Annotated in this window: 24 protein-coding genes; 13 read left to right on the top strand and 11 right to left on the bottom strand. The window is 70.2% G+C overall.

Translation table 11 applies throughout. From position 1 onward, the window contains the following. Position 1 precedes the first annotated feature (1 nt). The 3 genes from OO70_RS02805 to OO70_RS02795 form a co-directional block, all read right to left on the bottom strand. Positions 2-1,576, bottom strand: a complete 1,575-nt coding sequence (locus OO70_RS02805; RefSeq protein ID WP_234336675.1) for a flavin-containing monooxygenase — start codon at positions 1,574-1,576, stop codon at positions 2-4. Positions 1,577-1,578: 2 nt separating this feature from the next. Continuing rightward, positions 1,579-2,043, bottom strand: coding sequence for a cupin domain-containing protein (locus tag OO70_RS02800; protein ID WP_234336674.1), 465 nt, complete (start codon positions 2,041-2,043; stop codon positions 1,579-1,581). 323 nt (positions 2,044-2,366) lie between these two features. Next, the gene (locus tag OO70_RS02795; protein WP_043663655.1) at positions 2,367-3,152 is read right to left on the bottom strand and encodes an IclR family transcriptional regulator; all 786 of its coding nucleotides are present in this window, start codon (positions 3,150-3,152) and stop codon (positions 2,367-2,369) included. A 65-nt stretch (positions 3,153-3,217) separates the two neighbouring features. Between OO70_RS02795 and OO70_RS02790 the strand changes: the two genes are divergently transcribed. From OO70_RS02790 to OO70_RS02775, 4 genes are read left to right on the top strand one after another with little or no spacing between them, the layout of a single operon-like run. After that, on the top strand, positions 3,218-4,000 hold the full coding sequence (locus OO70_RS02790) for an SDR family oxidoreductase (RefSeq protein WP_043663111.1): 783 nt from the start codon (positions 3,218-3,220) through the stop codon (positions 3,998-4,000). Then, positions 4,000-4,503: a cupin domain-containing protein gene (locus tag OO70_RS02785; RefSeq protein ID WP_043663108.1), complete on the top strand. Its 504-nt coding sequence runs from the start codon at positions 4,000-4,002 to the stop codon at positions 4,501-4,503. Before OO70_RS02790 ends, OO70_RS02785 begins: the two co-directional genes overlap by 1 nt. Then, positions 4,500-5,378, top strand: a complete 879-nt coding sequence (locus OO70_RS02780) for an alpha/beta fold hydrolase (RefSeq protein WP_043663106.1) — start codon at positions 4,500-4,502, stop codon at positions 5,376-5,378. The genes OO70_RS02785 and OO70_RS02780 overlap by 4 nt, the downstream gene beginning before the upstream one ends. Next, positions 5,375-6,310, top strand: a complete 936-nt coding sequence (locus OO70_RS02775) for a DODA-type extradiol aromatic ring-opening family dioxygenase (protein WP_043663103.1) — start codon at positions 5,375-5,377, stop codon at positions 6,308-6,310. The genes OO70_RS02780 and OO70_RS02775 overlap by 4 nt, the downstream gene beginning before the upstream one ends. Positions 6,311-6,363: 53 nt before the next feature. Here the strand turns inward: OO70_RS02775 and OO70_RS55250 are convergent, their stop codons facing one another. Next, entirely contained in the window at positions 6,364-6,822 is a 459-nt protein-coding gene (locus OO70_RS55250; RefSeq protein WP_199827244.1) for a hypothetical protein, read from the bottom strand. On the opposite strand from OO70_RS55250, the gene OO70_RS02770 reads away from it, so the two are divergent. Further along, positions 6,802-7,176: an MmyB family transcriptional regulator gene (locus OO70_RS02770; protein ID WP_234336673.1), complete on the top strand. Its 375-nt coding sequence runs from the start codon at positions 6,802-6,804 to the stop codon at positions 7,174-7,176. The two genes, OO70_RS55250 and OO70_RS02770, sit on opposite strands and share 21 nt — an antisense overlap. Before the next feature lie 21 nt (positions 7,177-7,197). Here the strand turns inward: OO70_RS02770 and OO70_RS02765 are convergent, their stop codons facing one another. Further along, on the bottom strand, positions 7,198-8,175 hold the full coding sequence (locus OO70_RS02765; protein ID WP_043663101.1) for an Lrp/AsnC ligand binding domain-containing protein: 978 nt from the start codon (positions 8,173-8,175) through the stop codon (positions 7,198-7,200). Positions 8,176-8,404: 229 nt separating this feature from the next. Between OO70_RS02765 and OO70_RS02760 the strand changes: the two genes are divergently transcribed. Next, entirely contained in the window at positions 8,405-9,247 is an 843-nt protein-coding gene (locus OO70_RS02760; RefSeq protein ID WP_043663649.1) for a PhzF family phenazine biosynthesis protein, read from the top strand. 25 nt (positions 9,248-9,272) lie between these two features. On the opposite strand, the gene OO70_RS02755 is transcribed toward OO70_RS02760, so the two are convergent. Further along, complete coding sequence (locus OO70_RS02755) at positions 9,273-9,716, bottom strand: Lrp/AsnC family transcriptional regulator (RefSeq protein WP_043663098.1); 444 nt, start codon at positions 9,714-9,716, stop codon at positions 9,273-9,275. A 183-nt stretch (positions 9,717-9,899) separates the two neighbouring features. Here OO70_RS02755 and OO70_RS02750 point away from each other — a divergent pair, with 183 nt between their 5' ends. The 3 genes from OO70_RS02750 to OO70_RS02740 all read left to right on the top strand — a co-directional run bounded on the left by OO70_RS02750 (position 9,900) and on the right by OO70_RS02740 (position 13,320). After that, positions 9,900-11,084, top strand: coding sequence for a trans-sulfuration enzyme family protein (locus tag OO70_RS02750; protein WP_043663097.1), 1,185 nt, complete (start codon positions 9,900-9,902; stop codon positions 11,082-11,084). 176 nt (positions 11,085-11,260) lie between these two features. Further along, positions 11,261-12,574 (top strand): amidohydrolase family protein, encoded by a 1,314-nt coding sequence (locus OO70_RS02745; RefSeq protein WP_043663095.1) that lies wholly within the window; start codon positions 11,261-11,263, stop codon positions 12,572-12,574. A gap of 164 nt (positions 12,575-12,738) precedes the next feature. Next, positions 12,739-13,320, top strand: coding sequence for a GNAT family N-acetyltransferase (locus OO70_RS02740; protein ID WP_051740512.1), 582 nt, complete (start codon positions 12,739-12,741; stop codon positions 13,318-13,320). Between the two features lie 22 nt (positions 13,321-13,342). On the opposite strand, the gene OO70_RS02735 is transcribed toward OO70_RS02740, so the two are convergent. The 3 genes from OO70_RS02735 to OO70_RS02725 form a co-directional block, all read right to left on the bottom strand. Then, positions 13,343-14,326 (bottom strand): threonine ammonia-lyase, encoded by a 984-nt coding sequence (locus OO70_RS02735; protein ID WP_234336672.1) that lies wholly within the window; start codon positions 14,324-14,326, stop codon positions 13,343-13,345. Between the two features lie 317 nt (positions 14,327-14,643). Further along, on the bottom strand, positions 14,644-15,318 hold the full coding sequence (locus OO70_RS02730; protein ID WP_158711400.1) for a hypothetical protein: 675 nt from the start codon (positions 15,316-15,318) through the stop codon (positions 14,644-14,646). A 228-nt stretch (positions 15,319-15,546) separates the two neighbouring features. Next, complete coding sequence (locus OO70_RS02725) at positions 15,547-16,812, bottom strand: hypothetical protein (RefSeq protein WP_158711399.1); 1,266 nt, start codon at positions 16,810-16,812, stop codon at positions 15,547-15,549. Positions 16,813-17,024: 212 nt separating this feature from the next. Between OO70_RS02725 and OO70_RS02720 the strand changes: the two genes are divergently transcribed. Next, a complete protein-coding gene (locus OO70_RS02720) occupies positions 17,025-17,441 on the top strand; it encodes a response regulator (RefSeq protein WP_051740510.1) in 417 nt (138 codons plus the stop codon). A gap of 18 nt (positions 17,442-17,459) precedes the next feature. Here the strand turns inward: OO70_RS02720 and OO70_RS02715 are convergent, their stop codons facing one another. Together OO70_RS02715 and OO70_RS02710 are read right to left on the bottom strand one after the other, a co-directional pair. After that, entirely contained in the window at positions 17,460-18,119 is a 660-nt protein-coding gene (locus OO70_RS02715; protein WP_043663087.1) for a response regulator transcription factor, read from the bottom strand. Positions 18,120-18,178: 59 nt separating this feature from the next. Further along, positions 18,179-19,900 carry a sensor histidine kinase gene (locus tag OO70_RS02710; RefSeq protein ID WP_234336671.1) on the bottom strand — a complete coding sequence of 574 codons (1,722 nt, stop codon included), beginning with the start codon at positions 19,898-19,900 and terminating at the stop codon, positions 18,179-18,181. Positions 19,901-20,380: 480 nt separating this feature from the next. Here OO70_RS02710 and OO70_RS02705 point away from each other — a divergent pair, with 480 nt between their 5' ends. From OO70_RS02705 to OO70_RS02695, 3 genes are read left to right on the top strand one after another with little or no spacing between them, the layout of a single operon-like run. Further along, on the top strand, positions 20,381-22,075 hold the full coding sequence (locus OO70_RS02705) for a GH25 family lysozyme (protein ID WP_043663083.1): 1,695 nt from the start codon (positions 20,381-20,383) through the stop codon (positions 22,073-22,075). Between the two features lie 32 nt (positions 22,076-22,107). Further along, on the top strand, positions 22,108-22,524 hold the full coding sequence (locus OO70_RS02700; RefSeq protein WP_043663081.1) for a hypothetical protein: 417 nt from the start codon (positions 22,108-22,110) through the stop codon (positions 22,522-22,524). Between the two features lie 51 nt (positions 22,525-22,575). Continuing rightward, entirely contained in the window at positions 22,576-23,325 is a 750-nt protein-coding gene (locus tag OO70_RS02695; RefSeq protein ID WP_043663080.1) for a D-Ala-D-Ala carboxypeptidase family metallohydrolase, read from the top strand. The last annotated feature ends 25 nt before the right edge of the window (positions 23,326-23,350 follow it).

Raw genomic sequence — 23,350 nt, 5'->3', positions numbered from 1 at the left:
CTCAGCCCTGCGACGAGGTTTTCGTCAGGCTCTCCGGCGACGTACTTCCCGGGCCGGGAAGGGCACGGAGGTGCGGTCGGTCCCGGTCTCCGGGCTCGGCCGGCGTCAGGCGCTCGATCAGCATCGGCGTCAGCCGTCGGTACGCGGCCGGATCGACCGGGCCGAGCCAGTGAACGGCGCGGACGAGCCGGTTGATGTTGAGATCCAGGTCGCCGAGTACTTCGTCGGCGTTGTGCATGGAGAACGGGATGATCTTCGTGCCGCGACAGTGGTGCGTGTCGGTGGCGATGTCCATGAAAGCCAACTGCTCGACGACCGCGTGCCTCATGGTCTCGGTGTCGGGTGTCTCCAGCGCGCCGGCGAGGTCGGCCGCGATCCACAGCGCGGCGATCTCCGCGTTGAGCGGGCTGAAGAAGGAGGAGTTGTAGCCGTTGAAGAACAGGCCGGGAATCCCCAGGGGCAGGATCTGGCGGTAGAGCATGAAGTTCCCGCGCTCGTCCAGCAGTTGCTCGCGCACCCCCTCGGGCAGGAACGGGACGCCTTGGGTGAAGCCGGTGGCGCAGACGACCAGGTCCGCCCGCAGCGTGGTGCCGTCGGACAGGCGGGCGGAGGGCTCGCCGTCCACGACGAGGAGTTCCTCGATGGTGCGGTCCCGGTGGACGGTGATGTCACCTGCCGTGACAGCCTCGAAGAATCCCTCGGTCGCGAGCCCGATGGCGCCGCGCACGATGTCCTCCATCGTTCCCTCGGGCACCAAGTCGAGCCGCCTGAGGCCGAGTTGCCGTATCGACACCGTGCCGATGGAGTTGATCATCCGGCGGCGCAGGCCGTTGCCGGGGCCGTGCAGGAAGCGTTCGAAGCCGCGCGGGCGGATGTAGCGGAACAGTCCTTCGCCGAGCCGGGTGAGCAGCAGCATCTTGAAGTTCAGCCGGCCACCGATCTTCCGCGGGACCTTCCACAGCAGTTGCCGCGCGATCACGTCGGTGCGGGCGGCGACAGCACTGATCGGCACAGCGACATCGCAGGCCGACTTGCCGTAGCCGACGACGAGGACGTTGCGGTCGCGCGCCTGCTCGGCGTCGTGGAACTCGGTGCCCGCGCACACCCGGCCGCCGGCCGCGGTGAACTCCGCCAGGCCGTCGAACTTCGGCACGGCCGGTTCGCAGAACACCCCGTTGGCGACGACGAGTCGGTCGTAGATCTCCGTGTCGTGCGTACCTGCGGAGTCGCGGTACTCGACGCTCCACCTGCCGTCGTCGGTCGGGGCGGCCGAGATCACCTCGGTGCTCAGCCGCAGCGCGGGTTCGAGGCCGAAGTGGGCGGTGTAGTCGGCGAGGTAGGACTGGACCTGGGCGCCGTTCGGCCACTCCGGGAAGTCCGCGGGCATGGGGAAGTCGGAGAACGAGTACTGCGCTTTCGGGCTCTGTGTGGTGACTCCCGGATAGCGGCGCGTCCGGCTCCACACGCCGCCCACGTCCGGGGCCTTCTCGAACACGTCCGTGCGGTGCCCGGCCTGCGTGAGCACCTTCGCGGTGACCAGGCCCGCGAGGCCGGCACCGATGATGGCGATTCTCATGGTCACGCGACCTCGGGCGGCAGTTGGAGCTCGATGCCGAAGTCCGCCATGATCTTCTTCATCAGGCCGATGTCCTTCGGGCCGGGCGGCATGTCCGCGAGCGTCTGGTAGTACTCCTCCAGGCCGGCGGGCGAGACGACCGAGATGACGCGCGACTCCTCCGGGTAGGGGTTGCGGAAGGCGTGGATCACGTCGCGCGGCAGGTACAGGTAGTCGCCGTGTTCGAGGACGAAGTCCCTGCCACCGAGGTGCACGTCGAGCCGTCCGGCCAGGCAGATGAAGGACTCGTCCTCCCGGGTGTGCAGGTGGGGCGGCGGCCCGTCCGTCTCCGGCGGGACCGTGTACTCGAACAGCGAGTACGCGTCGTGCGTCGCCGCGCCGTCCGCCTTGAGGGTGATGCCCAGCCCGATCGCCGCGATCTTGTGCCCTTCGCGGGAGGGCAGCATGTAGCCACCGCCTAGAGTCACCGTTGTCTCCTTCCGGTCGCCACCACGGCCGTCCGACCGCGGCGCTGGTCCGCTGCGATCAGCGTCGGTTCGGCGCGACGGATACGCAATCATCCGTCCCACGTGCTGGGACTATTTCAACGGCGGGCACCGTGCGCCCGGGAGGCCGCCGCGGCGGCGAGCCGCACCGAGGGCCCGGCCCGACCAGCACGGTCCACGGCCGTGGACCCCGTGACGAACAAGGCCGCAGCGACCCGACCGTCCGGGCCGAAGACCGGGACGGCGACGCAGCTCCGATCAACGCGGCCGACACGCAATCAGCCGTCCCACCCGCCAGGACGACTTCAACGGCGCGTGCTGTACGCCCGAGAGGCCGCCGCGGCGGCGAGCCGCACCGCGGGCCCGGCCCGGTCGGCGCGGACCAGGGCGGTGGGCCCGGTCACGGACAGGGCCGCGGCGACCTCGCCGTCCGGGCCGAAGATCGGGGCGGCGACGCAGCTCACGCCGATGTTGCCCTCCTCGCGTTCGACCGCCCAGCCCCTGGCCGGCACGGCGGTCAGCTCGCGGATGACGGCCTCCTTGGTGGTCAGTGTGCGCGGGTTGCGCGGCGGCGTTCCGGCATCGAGTACGGCGTCGATGGTCGCGGTCTCGCTGTAGGCGAGGATGGCCCGGCCCAGCGCCGAGCAGTACGCCGGGACGATCCCGCCGACCTGGGAGAGCATGGGCATCGGGCGGTGGCCGGTGATCTTGTCAACGACCAGGATCTGCGCGCCGTCCAGGACGCCGAGCTGCACGGTGGTCCTGGTCGCGCTGTGCAGGTCCTGGAGGTAGGGCAGCACGGCCTCGCGCAGCTCCAGCCGGATCGGCGCCAAGCTCCCGATCTCGAACAGCCGGTTGCCGATCCGGTAGTGGCCGTGGGGTTTGTCCAGCCAGCCGAGACGGATCATCCGGTCCGCCGTCCGGTGCGTGGTCGACCGGGGCAGCCCGCACCGGGCCACGAGCGCGGAGAGAGTCAGCTCGCGGTGCGCCGCGTCGAAGGCACCGAGGATCGCCGCCGCGCGCTCGAGGCCCGAGGTCTCGGCCCTGCTGTCCCGCGCAGTGGGACTCGTCCCTTGTTCCCCGGGGGTCATGCCGGTCACGCTAAGGCTGCTCCCACCCGGCGGACAAGGGGTGGATTCAGGAGGATGCCAACATCATGCGGACAGCATTGGTCGGCGGCGGCGCCAGTGGTATCGGCCACGCGATCGCCGAGCGCCTGGCGGGTTCGGGCGACCGGGTGGTGATCACCGGCCGGCGCGCCGACGCCCTCGAAGCCGCGGCCGACCGGCTCGGCCGCGCGGTGGACGACGGCCCGGCGCGCGAGGTGCACGCCCTGGTGAGCGACATGGCCGATCCGGACTCGGCCGCGGCCGCGATGGAAGAGGTCGAGCACCGCTATGGCGGCCTCGACGTGCTGGTGCTCAACGCAGGCGGTCCGCCGCCCGGTGGAATCCTCGACCTCGACGACACGCGCTGGCGCGAGGCGTCCGAACTGCTGTTGCTCGGCCCGCTGCGGCTGGCCCGGCTGGCGATGCCGGGCATGGCGAAGCGGGGCTTCGGGCGGGTGGTGTTCGTGACGTCCACGGCGGTGCGCCAGCCCCAGCCGGACCTGGCCGCGTCCGTGGTACTGCGCTCCGCGGTCACGGCCGCGGCCAAGCTGCTCTCCCGTGAGTTCGCAACCGAGGGCGTGACCGTCAACTGCGTTGCCCCCGGCGCCACTTCGACCGAGCGGCGCACACAGATCCTCACCAACCGGGCCCGCGCCGCACACCAGGGACTCGACGAACTCGACGCGCAGGACCTCGCGCACATTCCGGCCGGGCGCGCGGCACGCCCGGCGGAGATCGCGGCGGCCGTGGCGTTCCTGGCCTCCGACGACGCGGCATACATCAACGGGACCGTACTCACGGTCGACGGCGGAAGGACGGAGACGATCTGATGGCGGCATCGGGATCCCGCTTCACCATGGCCGATTTCCTCGGCTCGATCCAGGACAGCGTGCAACCCGGCGCCGCGCGGCCGGTCGTCGTGCACGCCGACGAACTCGCACCGCTGCCCGCCGACCAGGTACACAACCCGACCGTGCTGGCGATCGCGGGACTGCTGCCGACGGCCACCTTCGAACTCTTCCGGCAGACCATCCCGGCGGGTCTCAGCTCGGACATGCAGCGCCACCATCACGAGACGGTGCACTTCGTCATCAGCGGGCACGGCCACAGCGAGATCGAGGACGACACCGAGCCCTGGGCCGCCGGCGACTTCATCTACACCCCGCCCTGGACCTGGCACCGCCACTACAACGACTCACGGACCGAGCCGGTCGAGTTCCTGACCATCGAGAACTCCCGCCTGCTGAACCTGCTGGGCGTCGGCCGGCGGCAGAGCGCGGGCCTGGCCACGGTCGCCGAAGCCCGCGCACGATTCAAGGAGGAGCAGGCATGAGCCCGCTGCCCGCCCACATCGGCATCTGGGGCGAACTGTCCGACGTGGAGCACGAGTTGCGCTTCGTCGACGTCGCCGGCGTCCGCACCCGGGTGCTGCGCGCGGGGTCCGGCCCCGAGCTGATCCTGCTGCACGGCACCGGCGGACACCTCGAGGCCTACGCCCGGGACATCGCCGGCCTCGCCACCGACTTCCGCGTCACCGCCTACGACATGGTCGGCCACGGCTGGTCCGACCTCCCGGACCGGCCGTACACGATCGACGTGCTCTCCGATCACCTCCTCGGCCTGATGGACGCGCTGGGCATCGACTCGGCGCACCTGTCCGGCGAATCGCTCGGGGGCTGGGTGACCGCGTGGACCGCGGCGTACCACCCCGAGCGCGTCGAACGCCTCGTGCTCAACACCCCCGGGAACATCGCCAACAAGCCGGAGGTGATGGTCCGCATGCGCGAGAGCACCCTGGCCGCCGTCCGCGACCCCAGCGACGAAACCGTGCGCCGCCGCGTCGAGTTCCTCTTCCACGACACCTCGATGGTCACCGACGAGCTGGTGAACCTGCGCCGAGCCGTCTACGGCCGCCCCGGCTTCCTGCGCGCGATCGAGAACACGTTGGTGCTCCAAGACCCGGAAATACGCAAGGACTTCGCCTGGGACCCCGCCTGGGTCGGCCGGATCACCGCGCCCACGCTGCTCCTGTGGACCGACCACGACCCGACCGGCGGACTCGACGAGGCGGCGATGCTCCAGAGCTGGCTGTCCGACGCCCGCCTGCACGTGATCGAGGACGCGGGCCACTGGCCGCAGTGGGAGAAACCGTCCGAATTCCTGCGCGCCCACCGCGACTTCCTCCTCCTCGGCAAGGACCCGGCATGAGCGAGATCCTCGGCCTGGTCGCCATGTCGCACTCCCCGTTCGCCACCCTGCTGCCGCCCGACGGCCCCGAACAGCCCGGCGGCCGGTTCCTCGCCGAGGCGGCCCGGCTCCCACAAGCGGTCGCACGCCTTGCGCCCGACGCGGTGGTGGTCATCGGCCCCGACCACTTCCACGCGAACTTCTACGACGCGATGCCGCCGTTCCTCATCGGCGTCGAACACGCCGTCGGATTCGGCGACTTCGGCAGCCGGTCGGGCCCGCTGCCCGTCGCCGGTGAACTGGCCTGGTCCGCGTACGACGGGCTCACCCGCGCGGGCTTCGACCTGTCGCTGTCCTACTCGCTGACCATCGACCACGGACTCGTGCAGAGTTACGAGATGGTGTGCGGCGGCACCGACATTCCGCTGGTGCCGCTCGTCGTGAACACCGCCGCGCCCCCGCTGCCGACCATGGAGCGCTGCATCGCCTTCGGCCGGGCGCTCGGCGACGCCCTGCGCGGCGACGGCGCCGCCGGCCGGGTCCTGGTCATCGCGAGCGGCGGGCTCTCCCACTGGCTGCCCAGCAACGACCCGCGTGATCCGGCGATGGCCGAGGAACGCCGGCACTCGGTGATCCACGGCCGCGAGGACGCCCGCGCCTTCGCCGCCGCACGGGAACCCCGGGTCCGGGCGATGGGCGGCGACCCGCACGCCCACGTCAACACCGCCTGGGACCGCTGGTTCCTCAAGCAGCTGGGCACCGGCGAGACCGAGCCGGTCGCGGCACTCGGCGACGCGGGTCTGGAGGAACAGGCGGGCAGCGGCGGCCATGAGATCCGCACCTGGCTGATCGGGCAGGCCGCGGTGCAGGCACCGCTGGTGTGGACGGCGTACGAGCCGGTCCCGGAGTGGATCACCGGTATGGGGATCGGGGCGACCTTCGAGGTGCGCTGACATGCCGGAGGCCGCCGCTGTTCTGCATGTCGGCGCCGTTCGCACCCAGCCACCTACTGGTCGGTCCGGTGGATGCGGAGGGTGGCCGCCAGCCGGGTGATGCCCTGGACGGCGATCTCGGCGAGGTTCGAGCGGGTGACGATCGCGGTGGTCTCGCCGTGTCGGCGGACGCTGCGCAGGTCGCGCTGGACCTGGCGGGAGAGCTGGTGAAGTTCGCGTTGGGCGGTGGCGAGTCGCTGTTCGGAGGCGTTGCGGGCCTGGCGGTGTTCCCTTCGGGTGCGGAGAGTGCCGGTGGCCTCCGAGGAACTCGGTGCGGACATGCCGGCGCTCGATTCTGTGCTGGGCGGCTGGGGCACGGCGACGGGGCGGACACCGACGGTGTCGAGGTACTTCTCGAGGGTGCCGAGGTCGGCGGTGTCGACATACCGGCGACGTATCCGTCCGGACGGACGAGCGCCGACTTCACCCGCCAGCCCCAGAAGGAACGGAACATGCTGGCGCTCTTCCTGCACCCCCAGGCCGACCGCACCTGCCCCAACCGGGCAGCCACCGTCGCCGAGCTCATCGGGATGCTGCGCACCCAGGTCGCCGCCGATCCCGGCCACCCCCGCGCCGTGGAGCTGGTGGGTGAACTCGCCGTCCGCAGCGACGAGTTCGCGGCCCTGTGGGCCCTGCACGACGTGGAGGAACCCACCCGCGGCCAGATGCGCCTCACCCATCCCCAGGTCGGCGAACTGACCCTGGACTGGGACGCCTACCCGATACCGGGCAACCCCGGCCCCGCGCTCCTGGTCTGCACCGCAGCCGAAGGCAGCCCCGACGCCGAACGGCTCCACCTCCTCGCCGGCCGGCTGGGCGCCCCCTGACCCGACAGGGACGTACAGGAGTCAGAGGCTGCCGGGGCGGACCAGACCGGTCCTCTTCACGCCGCTCAGGATGGGCGTGACCTCGATGGTGGAGACGTGGGTGAGGGCGCCGATCGTGTCGCTGAGGAAGTGGTAGAGCGCGTTGAGGTCGGTGGCGGCGACGGCCACGAGGAGGTTGGCCGACCCGGTGGTGGCGGAGGCGAAGCGCACTTGCGGGTGGCGGCTGAGCTGCCGCCCCGTCTCCTCCAGGCCGCCGGGTGCGACGGTGATCCACAGCAGTGCCTCGGTGCGGATGCCCAGCCGGGCGAGGTCGACTTCGGTCGCGAGTCTGAGGACCTGGTCGCCGACCAGCGCCTCGAGTCGGCGCCGGGCGGTGAGAGGCGTGGTGTCGGCGCGGCGGGCGAGGTCGGCGTAGGAGGCTCGTCCGTCCTCGACCAGAGGTGGGATCAGCGCGTGGTCGAGGGGCTGGAGCGCTGAGCGGGCGGCGGGGACGGATACCTCCGGCCGCAGGCCGGTCAGTTCCGCTTCCGTCAGCAGGCCGCCGCTCCAGTCGAAGGCCGCCGGGAAGACCCGCAGGAGGATGTGCGAGGTCCACGACTGGATCGCGGAGGTGGCGGGAAGATCGCGCAGCAGCAGGGAGTTGCGCGCGTCCGGCCCGTCCAGAAAGAGGATGGTGCAGATTTCGTCGCCGCCGCCGAGGATGTCCACCCAGATGGTGTCGGGGCGGCGGGCCAGGGTGGCGGCGATGGCGCTGATCTGGTGGGGCCGGCACCGGATGCGCAGCGCCAGCGGGATCAGATCGGGGAACCAGACAGGGTTGCGTACGGCGGTGGCGCGCAGCGTCTTGTCGTGGAACAGCGGGGCCGCGCGACGCACCACGGTGCGCTCCGAGATGCCCAGGACGCGACCGACGGTGCGCCAGGAAGCCCGCGGGGAGGCCAGCAACGCGCCGGCGATCCGGCTGTCCGTTTCATTCAGAGGTTGGCTTGCTTTCGTCATATCCCTGGGCCTGCTGTCTTTCCTTCGCGCCGTGAATACCTCTCTGTGACTCCCATTGATGCTCCCAGGACCGGCGGCAAGTTCGCCACCACCGGGTCGGCCGATCAGTCCACTTTGTTGTGGCTGGCCCTGTCCTCGTCGCGGCGGCGCCCGTTGGGATGGACCCACTCCGCCCGAGGGGCGGGACGCGCACAATCCGCTGCAGCCGCTTGAAAGGTCCTTGATGACCATGCCGCGCACACGCTCGTTCGTGCAGGTCGACGTGTTTTCCACGAGCCCCTATTCGGGCAACCCGGTCGCGGTCGTCCTGGACGGGACAGACCTGAGCGACGAGGAGATGCAGCGCCTGGCGCGTTGGACGAATCTGTCCGAGACCACGTTCGTACTGCCGTCCACCGTCCCGGAGGCTGACTACCGGTTGCGGATCTTCACTCCCCAGGGCGAGCTGCCGTTCGCCGGGCACCCCACCCTCGGCTCCGCGCGCGCCTGGCTGGACGGCGGCGGCACACCGCAGCACGACGACCACATCGTGCAGGAGTGCGCCGCGGGCCTGGTCACCGTGCGCCGTAGCGAGAACACTCTGGCCTTCGCCGCCCCGCCCCGTGTGCGTGAGGGCGCGCTCGATGACGGTGATCTGCACCGGATCGTGGCCGCGTTCGGCATCACGCGTGACCGGGTCGTGGCCCACCAGTGGGTCGACAACGGTCCCGGCTGGGCCGTGGTCCAACTGCGCACAGCCGAGGAGGTCCTCGCCCTCGAACCCGACCTCGCCCTCATCCCGGACGGGATGGTCGGCGCGATCGGGGCCTACCCTCAAGGGTCCCCGCACCACTTCGAGTTGCGCACCTTCGCCCCCGGCGCCGGCGTGCCCGAGGACCCCGCGTGCGGCAGCATGAACGCCGGCGTCGGCCAGTGGCTCACCTCCACGGGCGCCGCGCCCTCCTCCTACCGGGTCTCCCAGGGCACGCGGCTGGGGCGGTCCGCGCACATCGAGATCACCGCCGACGCGGACGGCACCGTCTGGGTCAGCGGCACCGCCGTCGTCTGCATCCGGGGCACCATCGCTCTCTGACCACGCCACTGGGGTCGGGTGCCCGTCACGCGGTGTCGGCGGAGAGCGTCTTCATGGTGACGTAGCTGGTCACCGTCGCCACGCCGGGCAGGGTGGCCAACTGGTTGGCGTGGAAGTCCTCGTAGGCGGGGAGGTCGGCCACCTCGACCTGGAGCAGATAGTCGAAGTTGCCGGTGATGTGGTGGCAGGCGACCACCTCGGGCAGCTGGGTGACCCCACGCTCGAAGGCGACCACGTCCGCGCGGGTGTGCCGCATGAGCCGGACACCCGCGAACACCCGCAGACTGCGCCCGACCGCGGCGGGATCGATCAGCGCCCGGTAACCGCGGATGACCCCGGCCTCCTCCATCTGACGCACGCGCCGCAGGCAGGGGGACGGGGACAGCCCGACCCGGGCGGCGAGCTCGTTGTTGCTGATACGCCCGTGCTGTTCGAGCACGGCCAGAATCGACCGGTCCACTTCATCCATGGCGGCAGATTATTGCGCCCAAGACTCGACTACCACAATCATGCGCCCGTCCTGCGCGCAATTTGCTGCCGAAATTGCTGAGATCCGGTCACATCGGACCGCCGGTCGGCCACGCTTCATGGAGTCACACCTCGTGAAGTCACACCTCATGGAGTCACACCGACGGTCCACGGAAGGGCAGCCATGCCGGGCACCAGCACCATCACCGTTCACGCCGACCGCGAAGTCCACCCCAGCCGTGCCGTGGCACCGCCCATCTACCAGACGGCGGCGTTCTCGGCCGAGGACGCGGAGACGTTCGCGCAGGGCGCCGTGGACCCCCGGGGCAAGGACTTCTACACCCGCTTCGGCAACCCGAACCATGCCCAAGTCGCTGCCGTCGTAGCCGAATTGGAGGGCACCGAGGCGGCGATGGTCACCGCGTCCGGGATGGCCGCGCTCACCACGGCCGTGCTGGCCCTGGTCTCCGCCGGCGACCACGTCATCGGGCAGAGGTCCACCTACGGCGGTACGGCGTCGGTGCTGCTGAACCTGCTGCCCCGGTTCGGCGTGGCGACCACCTTGGTGGACCAGACCGACGCCGAGGCATTCACGAGGGCGCTGACCCCGCGGACCCGGCTCATCCTGGTGGAATCCCCGAGCAATCCGCTGCTGCAGATCACCGACCTGCGCGCCGTGGCCGAACTGGCCCGCGCGCACGGCGTGCTGACCATGGCGGACAACACCTTCGCCACTCCGCTGAACCAGCGGCCGACGGACTTCGGCATCGATCTGGTCTGGCACAGCGCGACCAAGTACCTCAACGGCCATTCGGACGTCTCCGCCGGAGTGCTCGCCGGGCCGGCCGAGATCCTGGACCGGATCTGGGACGTCGGCCTGCTCACCGGTGCCACGCTGGGCCCGATCGACGCGTGGCTGCTGCTGCGCGGCATGCGAACACTGCCGCTGCGGGTGCCTCGGCACAACGCCAACGGACTGGCACTCGCGGAGGCCCTCAACGCGCACCCGGCGGTGACGAAGGTGCACTATCCCGGCCTGGCGACCCACCCGCAGCACAAGCTGGCCGCCGACCAGATGACCGGTTTCGGCGGGGTGCTCGGCATCGAGTTCGCCGGTGGTTTCGAGAGGGCCGACGCCTTCCTGGCCCGACTGCGATACCCCCGCAGGTCGGCCAGCCTCGGCGGCGTGGAGTCGCTGGCCGTGCATCCGGCGTCCATGTGGCGCGGGATGCTCAGCGAGGAACAGATAGCGGAATCGGTTCCGTTGGGCCTCATCCGGCTTGCCGCGGGCACGGAGGACACGGCCGATCTGGTCGCCGACGCGGTGGCCGCGGCCGACGCGGTGCTCGCCGGAGCGGTGACCACCTGAGTGGCCGACCATACGCGAACGGTTTCCGGCGAGTTGGAGGACGGTGCGAGCTTCGGCGTCGCACCCATTCCCCCGAGCTGTAGTTCGGCCACGTCCTCACCAGCCAGGGCCGTCACTGGTTCACCTGGCCGTGCGGCACAACCTCCGGCACCCCTCACCAGTAAGGAGTCCCTCCCATGAAGACCCTGCTCACCGGTGGCACCGTGGTCACCATGGACCCGGCTGTCGGCGATCTCGCACGCGGCGACGTGCTGATCGAGGACGGCGTGATCGTGGAGGTGGCCGAGCGCGTCGACGCACTGGACGCCGAGGTGATCGACGCGACCGACCGGATCGTCATGCCCGGCTTCGTCGACAACCACCGCCACTCCTGGCAGACCGCCTTCCGAGGCGTCGGCACGGACTGGACGTTCCCCGAGTGGGCCGTGGCGATGCACGGCACCGTCAAGCCCCACTACCGGCCCGAGGACGTCTACGCGGGCACCCTGCTCGGCCGCCTGGAGGCCCTGCACTCCGGCGTGACCACGATGCTGGACTGGTACCACGTCGCACAGACCCACGCGCACGAGGACGCCGCCGTCGCCGCACTGCGCGACGCGCCGGGACGGTCGATCTTCTGCCTCGGCGCCGGATGGGGCACCCCCGACTCCGTCGACGCCGACATCCGACGCGTCCACGCCGACCTGGCCGGGGACGGCCTGGTCACCATGGCGCTGGGGCTGCGCGGCGCCGACGACACCAGCATGGACACCGTCGCCCGGGAGTTGAAGCTGGCGGCCGAACTCGGCCTGCGGACCAGCCTGCACGTCGACGGTGACGGTGCGAGCGGCGGCGACGGTACGCGGCACCCCGTCGCGGATCTGCACGAGCACGGTCTGCTGCGGGACACCACCACGTTCGTGCACGCCAACGGCATCAGCGACGAAGAGCTGCGGATGCTCGCCGACGCGGGCAGCTCGGTGTCGATCAGCCCGGACGTCGAACTGAAGATGGGGTTCGGCTGGCCGATGACCGGCCGGGTGCTGGCCGCCGGACTGCGCCCGACGCTGTCCGTCGACGACGTCCCGTCGGTCGGCGGCGACATGTTCTCCACGCTGCGTACGGCCTTCGCCGTGCAGCGCGGTCTGGACGGCGGCCTGCGCTCCCGTGACCTGCTGGAGTTCACCACCGTCGACGCCGCGGAGTCGTGCGGGCTCGGCGCCCGGACGGGCAGCATCACGCCCGGCAAGGACGCCGACGTCATCCTCCTGCGTACCGACGACCTGACGGTGTTCCCGGTCACCGACCCGGCCGCCAGCATCGTCAGCGCGGGCCATCCCGGCCTGGTGGACACCGTCCTCGTCGCCGGGCGCGTCGTCAAACGCGACGGCGTGCTGGTGGGCGTGGACCTGCCGGCGCTGAGGACCCGGCTGCTCGCCTCACGCGACCGGATCGCGGCGGCAGCGGGCATTCCGCTCGACGGCACCTGGCGCCCGCAGCCGACCTCGTGACGGTGGCTGTCACGCAGGCTGACGATTCGTTCGGCATGAGGGTCAAAGACCGGACGGCGAAGGCCACATGCCCCGACCGCCGTCATGCCTCGGACCGGCCCTACGGCTCTACGGCTCTACGGCTCTACGACCCCTGCCGGTGAGCGTGCGATAGCTTGCCCGCCATGGCTGAACTCGAACAGATCACCTGGCCGCCTGCCCCGATAAGAACCGAGCGGCTCGTACTCCGCGAGGCCGAGGCTCGGGACCGTGCGACCTTCATCGAGTTGTTCGCGTCGCCGGAGGTGGGCACCTACCTGGGCGGCCCGCGACCGCGTGACGAGCTGGAGCGCGCGGTGCCCGAAACACCCGGCAGGCGCCCCGGCGTTTTCGTGATCGAGCTCGACGGAACGATGATCGGCACCGTCGAGCTCAACCGACGCGACGCGGAGCACCGGAGCCAAGTCCTTCCGGATACCGGGGCGGCCGACCTCGGCTACCAGCTCCTGCCGGAGGCATGGGGACACGGGTACGCCGCCGAGGCGTGCATAGCGGCACTCGACTGGTTCGCCGAGGCGCTTCCCGGCGAGCCGGTGATGCTCTGCACCCAGACCGCCAACGACCGCTCGATGCGCCTCGCGGCGAAGCTGGGGTTCACCGAGATGCAACGGTTCGAGGAGTGGGGCGCCGAACAGTGGCTCGGCGTGTGGTCCTCGGTCGCACCGACCGACACTCCGGTGCCGACCGACAATCCGGCGTCGACGTGAACGCCGGCATCCTGAGCACGCGTCACAGCCTGGGGAGCGGAGCCGCCCCGACCCACCGGCGATAGTCGTCCACGTCGACGTTGCTGCCGCACACAATGGTGACCACATGTCGGTCGGCGAAACGGTCACGGTCTTCGAGGATCGCCGCGATGCCCAGCGCGGCCGACGGTTCGACGACGAGGCCGGCATGGTCGAGAAGCATCCTCATTCCGGCGACGATCGACGCCTCCTGCACCAGGACGGCGTCGTCAGCGACGAGGAGCAGGTCGTCCAGGACGGCCGGGATGGGACACCGGCCGGCAACTCCGTCAGCGATGGTGTCGGTCAACTCGGTGGTGACGACGCGCCGTTGGCGCCACGAGTGTGTCATCGCCGGTGCGCCCAACGGCTGGACGCAGATCACCTCGACCCCGGGCGCCCGGTCCTTCAGCACGTGACCCACACCGGTGGCGAGCGCCCCGCCTCCGAGAGCGATGAGAACGGCGTCGAACGACGACACGGCATCGACCAGTTCCAGCCCGATGGTCGCCGCGCCCTCGCACGTCTCGATGTCCAGGCTGTCCTCGACCAGCCGGACGCCGTCGTACCGCGCGATGGCCGCCGCCCGCTCGCGAGCCAACTCGTGGTCGCCGTCCACCAGTTCCAGCCTGGCACCCAACGCGCGAATGCGATCGAGCTTGGCCGCGGTCGCGAACCGGGATGCCACGACGGTGACATCAAGCCCCCGGCCACGACCGGACCAGGCGAGGGCCTGGCCGAGGTTGCCCGCGCTGGCACACACCACGGCTCGCGGGCCACCGTCGGCGAGCAGACTCGCGACGACTTCAGTACCGCGCCCCTTGAAACTACGGACCGGGTTGGCCGTTTCGAGCTTGATGCTCACCGTGCACCCGAGGCCGGGCTCCAGCGCCTCGCAGCGGTACAGCGGAGTGTCGAGAAAAACCGGGTCGATCGCCTCGCGAGCCGCCCGGATCCGAGAAGTGTCGAGGCGCGTCTTCTTCTGCACGACACCGGAGCTTGGCATCCTCCCCGGCCTGAGGGCCAGGGTTTCCCGCCTGCTCCGCAGGCTCCACCAGGAGTTCCCCGACCTCATCCGACACTGCCGGTATGCGTAGCGCATGTGGTCCGGCTCGTGCTTCGCCCGGTCCGTGGGCGGTGCGCCACTCAGCATTGCCGATGGACATCGAAGGCACCCGCGCCAAGCTGAATCGCCTCGTCAAGCTCGACGTCCTCGCCGAAGTCGGCGCCGGGAGCTGCACCAGGAAGCAGTAAAGCGAGCAGCAACCCTGCCGCCGCAACCTCACCTCGAGGTGACGAGCAGCTTCAGTCGGAGGGATTCGCCGTCTCGGCGATCTCCAGGACCACAGCGGGAAGCGTGCCTTCCAGCACTTGTCTACGTGGCAGGGAAAGGCCGAAGTATCGTTCGATGATCTCCAGTACGGTGCGGTGCACTTCGCGGCGAGGCACGTTGGCGTCCGGTAGGCCGGCAGCAGCCAGCATCTCCTCGACGCGTACCGCCACCTCACGGTCACCGTTCACGCCGTCGTATCCCCATGAACGGTCAAGGTGGAGATTGAACGCACACACGAGACGATCATCGTGGAGATAGGAGAACTGAGGCGGTACCGGCTTGCCGTTCTCCTCCTCGAATTCCAGCTGGAAGACGTGTGCACCACCCCGAGAAACAGGTGGCCGAGGGCCGAACTCCGCCGGCCAGCCACCGTACTTGACCACGAAGACCCATTCGCCGATCTCTCCATACCGCAGACCTATCGCTGGGTAGGGCTCCCAGGGGCCGTCCTCCACGACGTCGATCAGGTCCTGGCTGGTGAGGCGGGCCAGGCTACGCGCCGTGCGTGGCGGCCCGAACACTGTCGCGGTCAGCCGGGACACCAGCTCTTCGGCGTCCAACCCCCGAGCGAGCACCACGCTGTAGCCACCGAAGGCGATCGACTGGGGAGCAACAAGCCATGCAATTCCGTCGGTCATAGCGATCATCGTGACGCACCTTGCCGGGCGTGTCACGAAGCCCCACAGCTACCCTCCTCCGGCCAAGTCTCCAGCAAGCGGGTCCCGGAAGAAATACACCGTCACGGCTCACCACCGCGCCACTTGAGTCTCTTCCGCTCCCGCTGCTTGATGCGGCAGCCAGGACGCGCGCTGCCTCCACTCCAGAAGAGGCACGATCTCCTGGAGCACATTCCTCTTCGCCACCGGCATCAGGCTTCAGCTGGTCGGCGTCGCATCCGAGGACGTAGGCACCGGAGTGTCGGACGAGCTTCCGGTGTCCGCGCAGACGGGAAGCGACAGACCGTCAGGGCCCCCGGTGAGCGCCGTCGCCGTGACCCACCCGGTCCCACCGGCGCTGAGGACCAACTCGGCCCACAGGTCGCTCGTGTAGCCATGAGCCTGCACCATCTCGCCGTGCGTCAAGCACAGTGCCCGGTACTGGCCGCCCTCCTCGATGTGACTGGTCTGCGCCTCGGCCAGGCCGGGGCCGGTGCGGACGGGCGCGTACGCGGCACCTTCCACCGGCGTGGTTCCCGGCGCAGGGGTGTCGGAGGGCCCGCCGGAGGACTGCTCGGAGGGTTCGCCCGTACCGCTCGGCGAGGACGAGGATGAAGACGAGGACGAGGACGAAGGCTCAGGCGCCGTCGCCGCGACATACACCGTGACCGGCGATCGTCGGCTCACCGTCACGCGGTCCCCCGGCCCCGGCGCACTCGTGTCGACCGGAGGCAACTGCACCGCGTCGGCCGAGCCCTCGGTCGGGATCACGACCCGCGAGACGGTGCCCTCCGTCGTACCGCCGGCCGGCTCCGCCGCGTACTGGACCTGAAGGCAGTCGGCCGTCAACTCCGTGACGGTGTCGGTGACATCGGCACCCGCGGAGACCTCGGGCAGGGTGATGCCGATGGCGTCGGTCCCGGCGCAGGAGGACGCCGTGCTGGTCGGCACGGGCGACTTCTGCTCCTTCGGGGCGTCGGCGATCTCCAGCCGGGTCACCCTGCCGGGCTGTGTGCGCGTGGCGTCGACCACGATCGTGCCGCTGTGCGCCAGGGCGAGGGGCTGTCCGTCCAGCGAGGGCCGGACGCTACGGTCCTTGGCGTCGATCCGGTACAAGGAGTAGACCGAACTCGCGCTCCTTTCCCCGTAGTTGGCGTACTCCGCGCGCGAAACGTGGACCGGCCCCGTGGTCCGGTCCACGAACGCGCTCTGGTCGGCTGCCGTGCCCCGCACCAGATGTCGGATGGCCGCTACGAGGTACGGCTTGGGGTTTCCCAGTTCCTGCTGGAATCCCGACACCGACACCTCGCCCAGCGGCGTGACGATCGACGCGTCCGCGGCGACGCTGATGTTTCCCGACGAGTCGATCGTGAACGTCACCGGCAGGAACTCGGGTTTGAAGGAACCCGACACATTGCCTGCCGGCTTCTTGCAACCGGCGGCCACCAGCGCCGCGAGCAGTACCGGCACGAGTAGCCTCACCATGGAGCCCCGCATACGTTCCCCCCGAAAACGAATCCCGGTGCCCGGGTCGCACGCCGGGCCGAGAACATCCGGTTGCACCCGCGCCCATGGGCTGTTCGACCAGTGTGAGATCGCAGCGGGTCCGGGTCTTCGGGGCAGCCACCCGTCTCGGAACCGGCGTTCTCAGTGCTGGCCCTGATGCCCTCGCCCGCGGGATCCGCCAGCCTGGGGCCATGGGCCGCAGCGTGCTGATCGTGGACGACGATCCCGCCTACCGAGCCGCCGTACGCGACTTGCTGGAGGCCGAGGGTGACTACACCGTGTCGGAGGCCGCCTCGGCGTCGGCCGCCGTGACGGGGATCGCCCGGGGAGACCGGCCCGACCTCGTGCTCCTGGATCTCGGGCTTCCGGGTGAGGACGTGTTCGCCGTCACCCGGGAACTGAACGCGCTGGCGGCCGGCATGGTGATCGTGCTGTGTTCGGTGCGCGAGGCCGACGAGTTCGGTGGCCGGATCGCCTGCTCTCCGGCGGCCGGCTTCCTACCGAAGGCACGGCTCTCGGCAGCCGCGCTGTCCCGCTTCACTGCCGCAGACGGCGCCGGACAACAGGGCGCGGACACAGCACCCCCTGACCGCAGTCAGGAAACCTGAACGGCCGGATTCGCCGAATCAGCCGTGCCGCTCGGACTGCAGATACGTGAGAACGGCGAGCACGCGACGGTGGTACTCCCCTTCGCTCTCGTCGGGAAGCGCGAGTCGCCTGAAGACACTGCCGACATGAGTCTCAACTGTCTTGACGGAGACGACGAGTTGGCTCGCGATGGCCGGGTTGGTCAGGCCCTGGGCCATGAGTTTCAGTACCTCCAGTTCCCGCGTGCTGAGTTTGGCCAGACCGCCTTGCTGGTGGGGGCCGTTGAAGAGAAGTCCCAGGACCTCCTGGTCGAACTCGCACTCCCCCGCGGCGATACGGCGCACCGTGTCCAGGAAGTGCTCGTCGGCCACCCGCTCCTTGAGCAGATAGCCCACGCCCCTGACTCCGTAACCCGTCAGCTCGGTGAGATGGGTGACCTGAACGCTCTGGGAGAGCAGAAGAATCCCCACGCCGGGATGGGACTGTCGGATGTCCACCGCGGCCCGTAGGCCTTCGAGCCGCTTCGTGGGCGGCATCCTGATGTCGATCACCGCGAGGTCGGGCTCGGTGCGGGCGACCGCCGCGCGAAGGGTGTCCGCGTCGCCGACCTGGGCGGTGATCAGGTGCCCTCTGCTCTCCAGCAGCGCGGCCAGCGCGGACCGGAACAGCCTCTCGTCGTCGGCGAGCACGATACGCAAGGGGTGTGTCCGCTGTACGGCGGACGGTCCCTCGCTTTCCGGTGTCCTTGCCGAAGCCGTCATCCTCGTCCGTCCTCCCCCTGGACCGGAGCCGCCCGCCCGGAGTCTCCGGTGAGCAACGTGGCCGACACGACCGTCCCTTGACCCGGCGCGCTGCTGATGGTCATCTCGCCGTCGAACACCGCGACCCGGTCCCGCAGCCCGAGCAGCCCGGTGCCGCGGTCCGGGTCGGCACCGCCTACGCCGTCGTCGGCGACCGCGAGCCGCAGTACGCCGTCCTCGTGCCGGACATCGATGGTGATGGTCGTCGCGCCGGCGTGCTTCAGGGCGTTGGTGACCGCCTCCGCCGCGACGAAGTACGCGGTGGCCGCGAGGGGGCGCGGTAGCTCGGGCACCGCTGCCGCGCTGACCCGGACCGGGCAGGGGGACCGGGCGGCGATCATCTCCAGGGCCGCGACCAGTCCCGTCTCGCTCAGGACCGCCGGATGGATTCCGTGGGCGAGATCGCGCAGCTGGTCCATTCCCTCGCCCATCAACTCCGCGATCCGGTCCAGGAGTTCGGCCAGTCCAGGGTCGGGCGTGGGCTGGTTCGTCAACCGCTGGCGGGCCAGCCGCAGCGTCACCAGCGCGGTGACGAACCTCGACTGTGCGCCGTCGTGCAGATCGTGCTCGATGCGGCGGCGCTGCTCATCCCCCGCTTCGACGATCCGGGCGCGGGACGCCCGCACCTCGGCCAACTGCGCCCGCACCTCGGCGGCGAGCCGCTGGTTGTCCAGTTCCAGCGCTACGGCGGACACGACCGCTTCCAGCACGTACCGGTCCTCGCGCAGCGCCGGATCGTGGAGCAGGACGCCGACCCGTCGGCCGTTCCGTTCCAGCGCGCTGACCTGCTGTCCGGGCGCGGCACCGAGCGTACGGCCCTGGCTGTCGAGGTAGCCGGTCGCGTCAGGGGCGGGGAATCCCACCTGTACGGAGGTGTCGCCGAGGGCTCTCGCGAGCGCGTCCCGCAGTTGTTCCTTCGAGGCGAGCGGCATCCGGCGGAGCAGGTCGGCCACGGCGGTTCGGCCCATCCGAACGCGCCACACTCCGGCCAGGAACGCCAGCGGCAGCAGGAGCACGGCTACGTGCGCGATGTTGATGAGGGGGGTGTGCGTCCACGAGGGTCCGGTCCCGAGCATGCCGTCCAGCGCGGAGGCGAGACCACCCACCAGGCCGACGGCGAAGAGCGGGGTGAGCACACGCCGGGCCGGGCGCGTGGCGGTCGTCCAGCGCACCAGCAGGACGGCGACCACAGCACCGCTCATGACGAACTGGACGACGTCCGTCGCCGGGCGGACCCAGTCCACGGGGTGTACCAGCAGCAGGTTCCGCACGACCGAGGTGGAGAACGGCACGGTCGCCGGCATCAGCACGAAGGCCGTCAGATATCCGGCACCGGCCAGCACCCGGTCGATCCGGGTCCTCAACCGGCCGTCCGGGAACATCAACAGCAGCGGGATGAGGAAACCGCTGGACGCCGACCGGACGAGCAGGCCCACGGTGTGCACGACCGGATCCAGGCTGATCTGCAGGTCCTCCGCGAACCAGCCGATCCCGACCAGCAGCATCATCAGCCCGACGCGGTTGCCGGGCCGTCGCAGCCGCGCCAGCAGCCCTGCACCCAGATACAGACCGCCGACCGCTCCCGAGAACAGGATCGTGGTCGTGGTGGGATACCGGCCCGGGGCGGTCACGACCAGTACGTACGTCCCGAACCCCGCGCCGCACACGGCGAGCGCCACGGCCTCCCACCGGGCCGGCAACCGCCGTATCCGTACCAGGGACAACGAGGGCCGCCCGGACCGGGGAGGAACGGAGGAGGTCGCCGCGCCCGATGACGGCACGTCCGCGGCACCGGACAAGTGAGCCGCCCCCTCCCCCAACGACGCGACTACTCAGCGTAGCGCCGACGCGACGGCCCCCGTGGCGGAATCCCCGCATTACGGCAACTCCGTCCGCAGTCGGGCGAGTTGCGGCAGCTGCGCACCACCGGGTCCTCTCCGCCGACAGACCCACGTCGACACTCCAGGCGATCCCGTCGAGCCCCAACTCCCCCTCCCGTATCCCACGTTCATCCCAGCGGTGCCGCGTCCCCGCAGGTCACAGGCGCGTGACTGTCCCGGCGTCCCGATCCGGATCAAGCGGATCCACCGCGGGACGAGCGTTGCCAACATGGCCGGTGGCCGGGGGCTTCCCGGCACTCATCAGAGGGGGAACACCAGATGGGACAACGGACGCTTCTGCGGGGTCTGACCCTCGCCGTGGCAGCGGTCCTGCCCCTGTACGGGCCCACGGTGGTGCACGCTGCGGAGTCTGCAGCCGCCGCCGCGGTGGCCGTCTGCGGGCATACGAGCGCACAGCCCACGTTGCAGCAGGGCTCGACGGGGGACGCGGCGGTCGAGGCGCAGTGTCAGCTCAATCTGGCGACGAAGCCCAGCAAGTACACGCCGATCGCGGCGGACGGCTCGTTCGGGCCGGCGTCGGTGGCGCGCGTCAAGGAGTTCCAGCGGTGTGCCGGGCTGGGCGTGGACGGTGTGGTCGGCCCGCAGACCTGGGCGGCGCTGAACACCTGGGCCGCCGCGCCGCACACCTGCGCCACCCAGGGCACGTCGAGCACGGCGCAGTCGACCGTGTGCGGCCACACCGACACGCGCCCCACTCTGCAACAGGGCGCGAAGGGCACTGAAGTCGAGGAACTGCAGTGCCGGCTGAACCTGGCCATGGAGCCGTTCCACTATCCGCCGCTGACGATCGACGGCGACTTCGGGGGCGGGACCCAGTCCCGGGTCATCGAGCTCCAGCACTGCGCCAACCTCAGTGCCGACGGCGTCGTAGGCCCCAACACCTGGGCGAAACTGGTGGATTGGTCCAGTCGTAACGCCTACTGCACGCCGCCGCGTCCCGCCGGCTACTCGATCGACGGGCTGGACACGGCCAAGTACCAGCACCCCGGCGGCGCGCCGATCGACTGGAAGGCCGTGAAGGCCTCGGGGGTCGAGTTCGCGACGGTCAAGGCCACCCGTGGACTGAACGTCACCGACGAATACCTCGCCACCGACCTCGTCGCGGCCCGGGCGGCGGGGCTGGACGTCGCGCCGTACCACTTCTACACGGGCTCGGCGGCCGACACGGGTGCCGCGCAGGCCGACCGGTTCATCGCGGCCGTGCGGGCGACCGGCTACACCGGGCAGCGTGCGGGCGACCTGCCGCCGATCTTCGACCTGGAACGCATGGACGACGGCACCGGACGCTGCCCCACCTACGGCACGGTGGCCGACGCCAAGGCCTGGCTCGACAAGGTGGAGGCGGCCTTCGGGCGTACGCCGATCATCTACACCCAGAAGTCGTTCCTGGACGACTGCATGGGTTCGACCACGGCCTTCGCCCGGTATCCGCTCCAACTCGCGGACTACCGCACGTCGATCTCCCAGCCGCCGGTGCCCACCGGCTCGTCCACCTGGGCCATGTGGCAGTACACCGATGCCGCGCTCTTCCCGGGCATCCAGGCACCGGCGACCGGCGACGTGTTCAACGGCACCCAGGCCGACCTGGACCGGCTGGCCAACCGCACCTCCGCTCTCACCGCCCCGACAGCGGCCTCAGCCGCCAACACCGCTGCCGCCGCCACGAGTTGCTACGGCGGAGCCGTGACCGTGCGCTACGGGGACGTGGTCGACTTCGGCCCCTACTGGACCACCAGCCGCTGCGTCGACATCAACATGCGCGTCATCAGTGGCACAGCCGCCTACGTGGACGCCTGCGTGAAGTTCGCGAAGACCGGCGTCTGCAACCGCTGGACCAAGGTCGGCCGGAGCTGGACGACCATCGCCACCGACGTCCTGGACGACACCAAGTTCACGGTGCCCAACGGCATCCCCCTGGAGGGCGACGACGCGGTCGTGCAGATCGCTTTCTGACCACCCCGCCCCCTCATCGAACGGAGACCACCATGGTCCGGAGCAAGGCACTCGTCTCGGCTCTGTTCACCGCGGCCGCACTGCTGGGAGCAGGCGCCACGCCCGCGTCCGCACAGTCCTCGGCCGCCGCGGTCAGCTGCTACGGCGGCGCGAAGACCCTGACGTACCACTACCAGTCGGCCGCCAAGGAATACGGCACCTACACCACGTCCTCGCGCTGCAACGACATCAACATGCGGCTCATCACGGACGAGCCGGGCGTGTACCTGGACGCCTGCGTGGTGTTCACCGACCACACCACCAAGTGCAACAACGGCGACGCGTACACCACCCACGGTACCGAGTGGGGGACGGTCGCCACCGACGTCCTGGACGGCACCCACTTCGTCCTGCGCGTGCACGCCTATGACATCGACGCGCAGAACGTCACGTTCCAGATCGCCTACTGACCTCTTCCCGCACCACCGTTCCCGTTCCTGGAAGTTACCGAAAGGACGACCATGACTTCCTCCTTCCGTCCCATCGACCGCCGCACCATGCTGCGCGGCACCCTGGCCGCCGGCGTCGGCGTCGCGTTCGGCCAGCTGCTGTTCTCCGGTGTCGCGCAGGCCTATTCGTGGTCGCGCACGCTGGAACAGGGCGCCACCGGCGCCGACGTGACCGAGCTGCAGATCCGGATTGCGGGCTGGGCGGCGGACAGCGCCAGTCACAGCCGGGTCGGCGTCGACGGGGACTTCGGCCCCGGTACGGCCGCGGCCGTGAAGCGGTTCCAGGCGGCGTACGGTCTCACCGCCGACGCCAGCGTCGGACCCAACACCCAGGCGAAGCTCAACGCGTTGGAGCAGTCGGACGGCTCCACGCTGCACTTCAACTGGAGCGAGTTCGAGAACCAGACGGGCGGTGCCTTCAACGGCGGCAAGCTGAGCGCGTCGGCGGTGAAGGAGAACGTCCGCCGCTGCATGTACAAGCTGGAGGCGCTGCGCAAGAAGCTGGGCGACAAGCCGATCACGGTCAACTCCGGCTTCCGCAGCATCGCGCACAACGCCGAGATCGGCGGGGCCAGCGACAGCATGCACCTGTACGGCACGGCGGCCGACCTCGACGTGCCCGGGGTGGCCACGAAGACCGTCTACCAGAAGGCGGAGACCTGCGGGTTCTCCGGGCTGGAGACGTACACCGTCGACCACCAGCACGTCGACAGCAGGGCCGACCTCGGCCGTGACTGGTGGTGGGAGGACGGCACGGTCTGACGCCGCTCTCGGGGGAGCGGAGTTC

Source organism: Streptomyces xylophagus, assembly GCF_000716435.1.
Taxonomy (GTDB): Bacteria; Actinomycetota; Actinomycetes; order Streptomycetales; family Streptomycetaceae; genus Streptomyces; species Streptomyces xylophagus.
The sequence above is the reverse complement of the archived record's forward strand: the minus strand, read 5'-3'. Positions and strand labels throughout refer to the sequence as shown.